Annotated in this window: 11 protein-coding genes; 3 read left to right on the top strand and 8 right to left on the bottom strand. The window is 40.6% G+C overall.

Translation table 11 applies throughout. The annotated features are described in order from the left end of the window. Positions 1–37: 37 nt before the first annotated feature. The gene (locus CXF95_RS21155) at positions 38–1,222 is read left to right on the top strand and encodes a hypothetical protein (protein ID WP_101200560.1); all 1,185 of its coding nucleotides are present in this window, start codon (positions 38–40) and stop codon (positions 1,220–1,222) included. A gap of 258 nt (positions 1,223–1,480) precedes the next feature. Here CXF95_RS21155 and fghA read toward each other — a convergent pair whose 3' ends face one another. The 3 genes from fghA to CXF95_RS21140 are packed head-to-tail and all read right to left on the bottom strand — an operon-like array spanning position 1,481 to position 3,925. Next, positions 1,481–2,350, bottom strand: coding sequence for an S-formylglutathione hydrolase (gene fghA / locus CXF95_RS21150; protein WP_101200559.1), 870 nt, complete (start codon positions 2,348–2,350; stop codon positions 1,481–1,483). Next, complete coding sequence (locus CXF95_RS21145; RefSeq protein WP_101200558.1) at positions 2,350–3,468, bottom strand: S-(hydroxymethyl)glutathione dehydrogenase/class III alcohol dehydrogenase; 1,119 nt, start codon at positions 3,466–3,468, stop codon at positions 2,350–2,352. Before CXF95_RS21145 ends, fghA begins: the two co-directional genes overlap by 1 nt. A gap of 46 nt (positions 3,469–3,514) precedes the next feature. After that, on the bottom strand, positions 3,515–3,925 hold the full coding sequence (locus CXF95_RS21140; protein ID WP_101200557.1) for a hypothetical protein: 411 nt from the start codon (positions 3,923–3,925) through the stop codon (positions 3,515–3,517). Between the two features lie 230 nt (positions 3,926–4,155). Here CXF95_RS21140 and CXF95_RS21135 point away from each other — a divergent pair, with 230 nt between their 5' ends. Then, positions 4,156–4,773 carry an outer membrane beta-barrel protein gene (locus CXF95_RS21135; protein ID WP_101200556.1) on the top strand — a complete coding sequence of 206 codons (618 nt, stop codon included), beginning with the start codon at positions 4,156–4,158 and terminating at the stop codon, positions 4,771–4,773. A 270-nt stretch (positions 4,774–5,043) separates the two neighbouring features. Here the strand turns inward: CXF95_RS21135 and CXF95_RS21130 are convergent, their stop codons facing one another. The 4 genes from CXF95_RS21130 to CXF95_RS21115 all read right to left on the bottom strand — a co-directional run bounded on the left by CXF95_RS21130 (position 5,044) and on the right by CXF95_RS21115 (position 8,144). After that, positions 5,044–5,382 carry a YggL family protein gene (locus CXF95_RS21130; protein WP_101200555.1) on the bottom strand — a complete coding sequence of 113 codons (339 nt, stop codon included), beginning with the start codon at positions 5,380–5,382 and terminating at the stop codon, positions 5,044–5,046. A 200-nt stretch (positions 5,383–5,582) separates the two neighbouring features. Next, positions 5,583–5,792: a hypothetical protein gene (locus CXF95_RS21125; RefSeq protein ID WP_101200554.1), complete on the bottom strand. Its 210-nt coding sequence runs from the start codon at positions 5,790–5,792 to the stop codon at positions 5,583–5,585. A 21-nt stretch (positions 5,793–5,813) separates the two neighbouring features. After that, positions 5,814–6,185 (bottom strand): YajD family HNH nuclease, encoded by a 372-nt coding sequence (locus tag CXF95_RS21120; RefSeq protein ID WP_101182940.1) that lies wholly within the window; start codon positions 6,183–6,185, stop codon positions 5,814–5,816. A gap of 504 nt (positions 6,186–6,689) precedes the next feature. Beyond that, positions 6,690–8,144, bottom strand: coding sequence for an HDOD domain-containing protein (locus CXF95_RS21115; protein WP_101200553.1), 1,455 nt, complete (start codon positions 8,142–8,144; stop codon positions 6,690–6,692). Positions 8,145–8,511: 367 nt separating this feature from the next. Here CXF95_RS21115 and CXF95_RS21110 point away from each other — a divergent pair, with 367 nt between their 5' ends. After that, the gene (locus tag CXF95_RS21110) at positions 8,512–10,347 is read left to right on the top strand and encodes a glycoside hydrolase family 3 N-terminal domain-containing protein (RefSeq protein ID WP_101200552.1); all 1,836 of its coding nucleotides are present in this window, start codon (positions 8,512–8,514) and stop codon (positions 10,345–10,347) included. A gap of 247 nt (positions 10,348–10,594) precedes the next feature. Here the strand turns inward: CXF95_RS21110 and CXF95_RS21105 are convergent, their stop codons facing one another. Further along, complete coding sequence (locus CXF95_RS21105; protein WP_232787971.1) at positions 10,595–11,449, bottom strand: enoyl-CoA hydratase/isomerase family protein; 855 nt, start codon at positions 11,447–11,449, stop codon at positions 10,595–10,597. Positions 11,450–11,520 lie beyond the last annotated feature (71 nt).

Raw genomic sequence — 11,520 nt, 5'->3', positions numbered from 1 at the left:
CTAAAAAAGTGTACGATCCGCTTTTAAAGGATGCACATTGAAGATACTTATCTTATTTATCGCTTTTCTACCTACAATAGTGTTTGCTGAAATCGAATACACAGGTATCGCGGCTGTAGAACAACGCTATTTTTTCCAAGATGCGCTTTATCCTCAACAGGAAAGAGCTGATTTGTCGGTATATTTTGCCCCAGAACTTTATACCTCATTTAATGACGGTAATGACAGCTTATTATTTAAAGGTTTTTACCGTTTTGACCAACAAGATCCAGAACGAACCCATGGAGATATCCGCGAGTTGAAGTGGGTACACAGTGGTGAGGAATGGGAGATCCAAACAGGTATCAGTAAGGTATTCTGGGGGCAAACTGAGTCGTTACATTTAGTTGATATCATTAATCAAACTGATGGTGTTGAAACCATTGATGGCGAAGATAAGTTAGGTCAGCCAATGGTGGCGTTTTCTCTGTTTAAAGACTGGGGTAATACTACGGTGTTTTTGTTGCCATATTTTCGAGATCGCACCTTTTCTGGAGATGATGGCCGTTTAAGGCCTCCACTCCCAGTGGATACCGACAATCCAATCTACGAGTCCGAAGATGAGGAAAAAAACCTTGATTGGGCTATCAGATGGCAACATACATTAGGCGACTGGGAAGTGGGTTTATCATATTTTGACGGAACCTCCAGAGAGCCAGATTTTGTTCTTACCACTAATGAATTATTAGAACCAAGTCTGCGTCCATTTTATCCTCAAATTCAACAAGCTGGAATCGATGTTTTGGCCATGTTGGGTGGCTGGACAATCAAGTTTGAAGGCATTCAACGCAAGGCCATGGAACAAGACTTTACTGCTTTTGTGGGGGGCTTTGAATATTCTTTTGTAGGTTTTTTTAATAGTGTCTACGATATCAATTGGCTTATGGAATATCAATATGATGATCGCGAAGATCTGACAAATGTTGTAGCACAAAATGATTTAATGCTGGGTACTCGGCTAGTGTTTAATGATATTGATGGCACTCAAATATTGGCAGGTATAGTACAAGATCTTGATTACTCAAATGTTAGAACGGGGTTTATTGAGGCGTCTAGTCGCATAAATGATCATTGGAAGTGGAGACTAGACGCATGGCTGTTTTCTAGCGATGAACCCGCAGAACCTAGCTATCTAGTGCGCAGAGACGATTACGTTCAATTAAGTGTAGAGTATTATTTCTAAGTCGGGTGGTTAGATAGCTTTTAGCTTTTCAGCTTAAGAGCGTTTGCACCACAGAGGACAAAGAGGCTTCGCTGCACCGAGGAACAGATGTTAAGTTTTCTTTTTCTTTTCTCTGTTTGCGGCACCTGGTGACCTCGTTTTCCTCTGTGGTTAGATAGCTTTTAGCTTTTTAGCTTAGGAGTGTTTGCACCACAGTGGACAAAGAGGATTTGCTGCACCGAGGAACAGACAAATTTTTAAGTGCAAAAGCAGTTCTAATTATAAGTGTTTGGCATGAAACCTTAGATGTTCTTCAATAAAACTAGCCACAAAAAAGTAGCTGTGATCATAACCCGCATGGTATCGAAATTCGGCTTCGTAACCTATTTCTAAGGCTACGTCCTCTAAAGGTTTAGTGAGTTTCTGTGGATGATAAAAATTATCATCCACACCTTGGTCAATTAACATGGGAATATGCAGGAATTTCCCTTGTTGACGCATTAACACGCAGCTATCGTAGGCCTCCCAGTCTTTTGGGTTATCGCCTAAATAGTTGCTAAAGGCTTTTTGACCCCATTGGCAATCTGATGGATTAACAATAGGTGCGAAGGCCGATACCGAGCAATATTGCTTCATATTCGACAATGCAATGATTAGCGCGCCATGTCCGCCCATTGAATGTCCGGCTATTGCAGATTTAGCTTTTACTCTAAATTCTTTATTAATAAGGGCGGGTAACTCTTCAACAATGTAGTCGTACATTTGATAATGCTCATGCCACGGCTCTTGTGTGGCATTAATGTAAAATCCGGCCCCTAAGCCTAAATCGTAAGCTGCGTATGCTGCATCGGGTATGTGATCGCCACGAGGACTGGTATCAGGCATTATCAGCATGATACCTAGTTCAGCCGCTACTCTTTGTGCCCCTGCTTTTGCAGCAAAGTTTTCGTCAGTGCAGGTCAGTCCGCTTAACCAATAGAGCGCAGGTAGCTTTTCGTCTCGATTAACAATCGGTGGAATAAATACACTAAACTGCATGTCGCATTTAAGTACAGTTGACTTGTGGCTGTAGCGTTTTTGCCAACCACCAAAACACTTATTAGCACTGAGTTCAGCTAATCCGGTTGTACCCGGGATTTCACCCGGCATTAAAAATGCACCACTGTACGAATAGACTTGCCCTCATGCATCAAATCAAAGGCAGAATTGATATCTTCTAATGGCATAGTGTGAGTAATAAAAGTGTCTAACTCAAACTCACCGTCCATATAACGCTGCACGTAATCGGGTAATTGGCTGCGACCTTTTACGCCGCCAAAAGCGCTGCCACGCCAAACTCTGCCAGTGACTAATTGGAATGGCCGAGTGGATATTTCTTGTCCTGCACCTGCTACACCTATAATAATGGATTCGCCCCAGCCTTTATGACAACACTCTAATGCCGAGCGCATTACGTTAACGTTACCGATACATTCGAAGGAAAAGTCCACTCCACCCTCGGTCATATCGACTATGACTTCTTGAATCGGTTTGTCGAAGTCTTTAGGGTTGATCACATCTGTCGCCCCTAATTGTTTGGCGATATCGAATTTACCTTCATTAATATCGATAGCAATAATGCGTCCTGCATTGGCCATTTTTGCGCCTATTATCACCGAAAGGCCAATTCCACCTAAACCAAATACCGCAACAGTGTCACCCACTTTTACTTTTGCAGTGTTGGTTACAGCGCCCATACCGGTTGTGACACCACAACCCAATAAACACACCTTCTCTAGTGGTGCGTCTTTAGGGATTTTGGCTAAGGCAATTTCAGGGATCACTGTATGTTCAGCAAAAGTTGAGGTGCCCATGTAATGATAAATCGGCTGTCCTTTAATTGAAAAACGACTGGTGCCGTCAGGCATCACTCCTTTACCTTGTGTACTGCGTATTGCCTGACACAAATTAGTTTTTCCTGATAGACAAAACTTACATTTTCCACATTCAGGCGTGTACAAAGGAATAACATGATCGCCTACTGCAACTAGGGTGACACCTTCACCAATCGCTTCAACAATACCCGCGCCTTCATGGCCTAATATAGCGGGAAATAATCCTTCTGGATCATCACCAGATAAGGTGTAGGCATCAGTATGACAAACGCCAGTAGCAACTATTCTGACCAATACTTCACCTTTTTGTGGTGGTGCTAAATCAACTTCTTCAATTTTTAGTGGTTCACCAGCAGCCCAAGCAACAGCTGCGCGAGTTTTAATACTTTTCATTATTTGTCCTTATTTTATTCAGTCTATTACCCAGGTGGGGGCTATGCTAAAAACAATATCCGAGCAAGCGGATACTTTCGGCTTTCCAGATCACATTACTGATCTCATATCCTTTAGCGCAAAGCTGCTCTTTTACGAGTCTTCTTTTTAGAGCTTGTGCTGCCTGATCTTCCAAGTCAAGTTTGGTTTGGTTGTTGGCTTGCATGGCTAATCTGTTGGGCCTTTCTTGCAAAAAAATCTCGTCAGTTTGAGGTCGCTTTATTTCTTTACGACCATCACGGAGTAACGATTCTTGAGACGTGTTTTGCCAAGAAATACCATAAACAAATTCAGTTTGCCCTTTATCCGTTAACCGAGAATCAAATTTTTCATCTGTCATGATTGTTGGGGTATTACTAGCACATGCGCTAACCAATAAACTGATGCTTAAGATTTTAAAAAAAACGTGGTTAAACAAAAGACACTCCAATTTTATATTCTGTGATATTCATACTAAACAGGGTCAAAGAAGATCGCAATTTGTCATCTGCGATTAAAAGAAAAATCTAGCAATCAGTTATCTTCAGATGAGTTATCTAAGATTACTGTTATGTATACAACCGTATCAATATATAAGTTCGTACGCTATTGCAGCAGGGTATGAATGTAGTATTGTACTATCAATAGTAAGTAATATGGAATTGTAGCGTGTTAAAAAAGCAGATTGCTGTACTGGTACTAAGTTGGATGGTGAGTGGACAAACATTAGCGGCTGATAATCTTTATACTGTATTTTCAGTCGGGTACTCAGATGTGGAATTTATCCAAGATCCTAACCGAGGGTTTGGTTATAAAATGGCTTTTGGTTATCAGTTTGACCCTCAGTGGTATCTTGAAGCGGGTTACCAACAATTGATCAACGACACCTTATACACCAATGATTTACCCACCGCTACTGATGTTACTCAGGGTGAAAACGTACAACAAGGTGATGCTCTGTTTTTGGCCTTTCTTGGTAAAGCATCAAGCCCAACCGGCGAGTTATTTTATCGTATAGGTGTGCTCAAAACTGATATTCGTGGTCAACAACTTTTAGCAGGTGTGAGGGAATGCGAATTTGGTCAAGCTAATGTTTTGGCTATTACGGATTTTGGTGCCGCTACTATGTGTGATTATGACGAAGGTGGTGTCGCTGGGGTTATTGGTTTAGGTTTTGATTATTTTGTGGGGGCCCGCTCTATGATCCGTGCTGAGATAGAATATATTAAAGGCCAAGACAACTTAACCGTGACGACTGTCAATGTTGGACTACGGTATAATTTTTAAGCTAATAGTTACTATCAAAGCTAAAAGCCAATAGAATTTAACCACAGAGGACAAGGAGAGCACAGAGGTAAATGACTGCTAAAAAGCAGTCATCATGTAATTGAATTCTTTTGATACCCAGATTCAGTCTATAAGTACACTCTCTTTACTCGGCTAACGGTAAAGTGGTGCATCTGAATATTCATTATATACACCTATTTGTTTTCAATTATTCTGGTCGATTCAATAATAGTTGTGTTTTTGGATGGTTTGACACTTTATATCCAATCGTTACATTTCGTAAAATGCATCCACTAAAGCACCTACTTTGACTTCACTGACCATATCATGACTGTTAAGAAGCGCTTCAATAGCGGCTCTGTCTTCTTCTGTAGCATTGCCATAACGTGCTGCGGATGTCACAGAACCTTCGAATGACTCGCTATTGTTATGAAGACTAATATAAAGTTCTTCGGTATTGACTAGTGCTTCAAGGTTATTAAAAAAAAGTTCGTATTCTGATTCTGATGCTTCGGTTAACTTAAAACTAAACTCAAAGCCTAAGATAGCCCACTCACCCAAATACAATTTTTTTTGAAGACGTCTGTTTCTGGTTGGTTGTTCTGACATTATAATACCTGCAAAAGTTAAAAAGGATTAAACCATCACTCATACCGAGGAATTGCTCATAGATACTTAGTGGTTTTCGGGCGCATACTATCAGCTTTTTTAAAATTGTATCGAAAGAATAATAACAGTTGCTGGATGTTGTGTGATGATTCTGAAAATAAAGAATTATGTCCTATTATTTTTGATTTTATACGCCGACATCACATATATCGACTAAGCAGTTTTGGCACAGCCATCAGTATTAATCCAACTAATACCAGAAGAAATGCATTATCGATAAAATATGGAAATAGGATCAGCGCTAAGCCAGTGGAACGAATGGCAAAATCATCTCGTTTTTTGCCATAGATAAAGTAACCTACACCTATTGAGCTAAACACTATGGCCCATAAAAGTAGTGCAGTGTTCATAGTGAGAGTGTCTCCTGTTACCTACTTTTTTTGCTTCATTCGGTCTTTTAGATCGGCAAATGGATTGTACGTGCTTGTTTCGATTTCAGTATCCTGGGTACTACCGTAACGTACAAAATTTTCAAACTTAGAATGCTCTTCATCATGACAATACAAACACAGCAGTTCCCAGTTACTGCCATCACTGGGGTTATTACCATGGTTATGATCGACGTGATGTACCGTTAACTCTGATAGGTTTCTATGGGTAAACTCACGGCGACAACGGCCACAGATCCAAGGGTATATCTTAATGGCTTGTTCACGATAACCCGATGCACGTTTGGCTATGTATTCTTGCTGCTCGGCGAACACTTTATCATAACCGCCTGCCCCAGCTTTTTGATTCGACATGTGATTTTCACTTAAAATAACTGACCGTTTATTGTAACACTCATAGTAACAGTGGTATGGGTATATACAACAAATTGAATTTTACACTTCGTAAGGTGAGCCGATTTTACCTTTTGATCTGCCAGAGTCGAGATTAAAAATTCTGACCTCTTTGTTGCATTGCTATGGGAGGCTCAACGTTTTTAATCTTGAGCCTAAAGTGAAGTGACAATAAAGTTCGCCCATAAGGATAATTATTTGCATTAAAGTTTACCCGTAAGTGTAAGAGATTAGTATTTCATACTAAGCGGCTCAAAAGTGCTGTGAGTTTAACTGGTCATAGCAGTATCTCGATAAAATTGGTTTTGATAGTTGTGTGAGCCACCTTTGCAGCCTTTCTCTGGTCCTGATGTAATTGACTATACAATATCTAAAAGTGACATTTCATCGGCTCTGTCCACGCAGATTTACAGGTTTACACGTGTCCACTTTGTTGGGGATTTTCCTTCCAGCTAACATGGTCAATTATCGATTAGCGATCATGCTTAAACACATGTTCAGGTGTTCAATTAAAAAATCAAACTGAGAAAATTTTTCTTCACTTATTTTTTGCGTTTTATCAAAATTTTGGCCAGTGATCACCCCTAAACTTTTATCTCCCACTTTAACAGGGGCAATACAAATTGCGCCTTTATCAATTAGTTTTATGATCTCAGAAGATATGTAGTTTTGCCATTTAGCATGTTGGTAATCATTAACCAATAAAGCGTTATTTTTGTTAATGGTGTAACTCATGATATTCATATTGGGTGCCAATGAAATGGCACGATGAAAACTGATTAGATGGCTGTCACCATCAAAAGAGATGCGGGCTTCGAGAGTGTTTTTGTTGGCATTCAACACCCAGAATGTGCAGCGGTCAAAACCAAGAATATGCGCAGAACTTTGTATTGTATGAGACAAAAAATCATTGATGTTGCTCTTACTTTTTGTCAACTGGCTGAGCGTTTTTATGGCAACCAGCATAGCTTGCTCTGTGCTCATCTTTGTCTCATTTTTTTTTGCGAGTTGAGGCTCAAAATCTGCGGTCTTTGGTAAGGGCTTTATATAACTTTCTAGAATTGAAGATCCGTAGGAGCTTAACAAATTTAGGGCTAATTCTCTGGTTTGTTCGATCCGGACTTTTAAGTGCTGTTCATCTATTTTCATTATTTTGCCAATGCGGCTCAGTATCTGATCAAACTCCCCTTTACTTTTAGGAGGTGATGCAATTGAGCTACTGAGTTGATTCGCCAAACTAATAATGTTCATTTCAATGGTTCGATTTTCTGGTTTATCAAGAGACTTAATCAACAAGTCTCCTAAATTCCAGGTTTTGGCCAAACCAATACTTAAATCATTAAAGTTTACCCCCAACATTCTAGCACAATGCTTTTGAAATTCTGCAGCAGGCATATTTACTTGTTGAATTAGTTGTTCAGTTAATTCAGTGCCCGTGCTCCAAAATGATATTTCCCCAATGTGGTATAACATGGCGGCTAGGTAGACTTCTTCCTGAGTATTCTCATCATAATTAGGTACCATGATCTTTGCCAGTAAACCCGCATAAAAGGCGTTCGCCATTAAGCTCATTAAACGGTCATAGACCTCAGGCAGCAAACTTTTGCTGCGTAGTAGCCCTTCCAATATTTTTGAGGTCAAACAAATATTTTTAATGGCTTGAATACCAAGCAGAATTGAAGCCCGAGAGACTGTGGTGACTTTTTTGACTGACGCACGCTGAGAACTATTCGCCACTCTCAACACACAAGAGGATAGAGATTGGTCATGCAAAATGAACTTGCTTAACTTGGGGATTGAGGAAGTATCATCATTTGAAAACTTATTCAGAATACTGGCGATGGATGTAATGGCCGGCAACTCTTCCTTTGCAAGAGACTCTGTCCATTGTGCCGGGGTCAGTTTAATTTTTTTATTCATCGAAATATTTCCACACTACTTGAATCAAGCATTTAATAATCATGCCACTAGGGTAGGTTTATGTGAGCAATAGTACGCTTAAATTAACCATGATTGAACATTTGTGCTGACAAGGGTCGCAAAGAGCCCATCCATTATCAGGTAAATTGAGTACATGCTCCCAGTAAGCAAAAGGGTAGCCCCCGCTGTATCCGTTTCACTGGCTAGGAATAACAGATAATTTTTTAATCAAATAAGTTTGTTACGGTTTCCATTCATCAGAGGTTAAGGTTGTTCTAATCCCAATAGATCCAAAAACCTTTAACGATACCCTTTTGATTGTGTAGTATTAGTAGCAGGAAATACAACACTGTGAACAGCTATTATTATGACCAAGGTTAAACACCTTCTTTACTCATCTCTTTGCTTGATATTGATTCAGGCTTGTTCGTTACAAAAAACAACAGCACCCATACTAGTAGAAAGGCCTGATGTCCAGTGTATTTGGGGTAGTGCTAAACTCGACATCTGTGAATACGCTAGCAAAGAAGCGATAATCAATGGTTTCTTAAAAGAAATGACGCTAGATGAAAAAATTGGTCAAATGACCCAGTCAGTTTGGCATAACAGTGTGTCTCCCGAAATTATTAAAGATAGAATGATTGGCTCAATTATTCATACCGAGGGACTCACGCCAGGCCCTAAGGTCAGTGATTGGGTAACAACGTTCGACACCTTTCAAGCGCATGCTTTAAAGACTCGGCTCGGTATTCCGCTGCTTATAGCGGTTGATGCAATTCATGGTCAAAATACCTTCGAAGGTGCGGTTATCTTTCCACATAATCTCGGGATGGGCGCTACTCGCAATTATGATTTAATCCGCCGTGCTGCTGAAATTACCGCTATCGAAACCGCTGGAACTGGATTTAACTGGACCTTTTCGCCGGTTATTGCCATGCCAGAGCATGAACACTGGGGACGGGTTTACGAGGGCTTTTCGGAAGATGCAAATATAACCACTAAGGCGCTTATTGCATCGATACAGGGTTATCAAGGTGCTGATTTAGCGCATCGCCATACTATAGCTGCGACTGCCAAACACTACCTAGGTGATGGAGCAACGATTGGCGGAGTAGAAGGCGGTAACGCTATTATTAGTGAACAAGCATTAAGAGAACGATTTTTGCCGCCTTATCAAGCTGCTGTAGACCAGGACATAGGTTCAATAATGGTAGGGTTTAACTCAGTAAATGGCATCAACATGCATCAACATGAATACTTGGTGCAAAACGTATTGAAGGGGCAGCTTGGTTTTAATGGTGTAGTGGTCACTGATTGGTTAGGCGGAACTCGCTGGGGAGAACCTTACACAGTCATTAATGCCGGTATTGATATTGCGATGCAACCGGCTAATCACGATGAGTTTATGTCAAAACTGAAAGCAACAGTGATTGATGGCACCGTCAGTATGGAACGAATAAACGATGCGGTAACACGTATATTGGGATTAAAATTTAATCTTGGTTTATTTAAAGACCCTTTTACAAAAAAGGAGTTTTCAGCATTAGTAGGCTCTACTGTACATCGCGAGGTTGCCAGACAGGCAGTGCGTGAGTCGCTTGTTTTATTAAAATCTGAAGCAAATGCATTACCCCTTAAATCTACAGACAAAATAGCGGTAGTGGGTGAACATGCTAACAATAGTGGCTTGCAAAGTGGTGGCTGGTCTATTCATTGGCAAGGTCAAAAGCATAACTACGCCACTGCAACAACCATACTCGATGGTATCCATGGTTTTGCGCCCGAAGCAGAATATCATACAATGGGATGTACCCCAGGCATGCAAGCCAATAAAGTGGTCGCCGTAGTGGGTGAATTACCTTATGCCGAATTTATGGGAGACTCAACTAACCTGAATTTAACTGAAACCCAACAAAACATGATTACGCAATGCAAGTCGCTTGGGAAACAGGTAATAGTGTTATTAATTTCAGGACGAGCTATGACGGTTACAGACACCATTAAGCAAAGTGATGCGTTTATTGCTGCATGGTTGCCAGGCTCTGAAGGCGCTGGAGTAGCCGATTTTTTATTCGCAGCCAATGGGTTTAAGCCCGTTGGAAAGCTGCCAACATCATGGCCTGAAAAATATGAAGATTTACCTTTAGCGCCAGACGCAGAAAATGCATTGTATCCCTTTGGGTATGGTTTGAATAAATATTAATAAAGCCTTGGTGAAGGATCGTTAATGAATAAGTCCCAGTGTTAATTATTCTGGGTTTGGTGGAAAGTTTGCAGGTAACATTGCTTTGGTTAAATCGAGGTGACGGCTAGAGATTCAAGCAAAAAAGTAACCTGAGCTCTGGATAAGTAGTAAAACAGGCATTAATCACCGAGGTCAAAGAGGGATTAGAAGAATATTCACGATAACTAATCGAAGACGTGAGTTGCTTTGAAAGCTAATATTTCTATCATAAAAAATGCTTCCACAAGGGTCGAAGCAACCAAAGTATCAAAAATACCATAGACTGTAAGTGTTTCTTCTTTCGCCAAAGAAAAGTGAACTGGCCTCTTAAAAAATTAGCCCCTAAAAATCGGTTAGCAAGCTCGATTGATTCGCGAGCATTAACAAACTGTAACTCTGATAACTCTCTGCCACCTAAAATTTTTCTGCTGTGGCCATCAATCACCCATTGCTGAGCAACTTTTTGGGCCTCGGCTTGTAGCTTACCTTTTGGCACAACCCATTGGACTAAACCTACAGTGAGGGCTTCTTCAGCATTTGGCTTCCAGCCTTCATTTCCCAACATACGCTGTGCATTTTGTTCTCCCATCAGCGTTACAAACTGAACACTCGAGCAACCTTCTGGTGAAATGCCCAGAGCGGCGAAAGGTGTAGAAAATGTTGATGTGTCAACAGCAATAATAGCGTCGCACAAAGTGGCTGAAGTCACGCTGGCACCAATGGCTGGACCATTAATTGCGATTAATATAGGTTTGGGAAAGGTCAAAAATCGATCAAACAACTTTTGATTATGCTCAACAATCAATTTATGCAGTTTTTTAGGTGCCATCAGTTTTAAAGTGCCACCCAGATTGACTCCTGCTGAATAATAATCCCCAGCTCCGGTGAAAATCACGGCTTTAGTGGGTTCATCTTTAGCGGCGTTTTCAAACGCCGTCGCAAAGGCCTCCATCATTTCGGTTGTCCAGCCATTTAATTTCTTTGGCTTGTTCATCATGATAGTCAGTACGCCAGATTTCAACGAACTTTGTATATAAGCAGAAGAATTTTCACTAAGGTTTAAGTAATTCAAAAAAGGCACTCTAGTCATTCTGGTGTGGTGATTATTACTGAGTTTTAAAGGGATAACTAGCGCGGTATGTAACCCAGTGC

It is taken from the genome of Paraglaciecola sp. MB-3u-78 (assembly GCF_002835935.1).
GTDB lineage: Bacteria > Pseudomonadota > Gammaproteobacteria > Enterobacterales > Alteromonadaceae > Paraglaciecola.
This window is presented reverse-complemented; position numbering and strand designations above follow the sequence as displayed.

Bases quoted from the DNA above. Each gene is read 5' to 3' on its own strand.
- CXF95_RS21120 (WP_101182940.1), bottom strand. From the start codon at position 6,185: ATGTCGAATCAAAAAGCTGGGGCAGGCGGTTATGATAAAGTGTTCGCC.
- CXF95_RS21145 (WP_101200558.1), bottom strand. From the start codon at position 3,468: ATGAAAAGTATTAAAACTCGCGCAGCTGTTGCTTGGGCTGCTGGTGAA.
- CXF95_RS21110 (WP_101200552.1), top strand. From the start codon at position 8,512: ATGACCAAGGTTAAACACCTTCTTTACTCATCTCTTTGCTTGATATTG.
- CXF95_RS21115 (WP_101200553.1), bottom strand. From the start codon at position 8,144: ATGAATAAAAAAATTAAACTGACCCCGGCACAATGGACAGAGTCTCTT.
- CXF95_RS21125 (WP_101200554.1), bottom strand. From the start codon at position 5,792: ATGAACACTGCACTACTTTTATGGGCCATAGTGTTTAGCTCAATAGGT.
- fghA (WP_101200559.1), bottom strand. From the start codon at position 2,350: ATGCCGGGTGAAATCCCGGGTACAACCGGATTAGCTGAACTCAGTGCT.
- CXF95_RS21130 (WP_101200555.1), bottom strand. From the start codon at position 5,382: ATGTCAGAACAACCAACCAGAAACAGACGTCTTCAAAAAAAATTGTAT.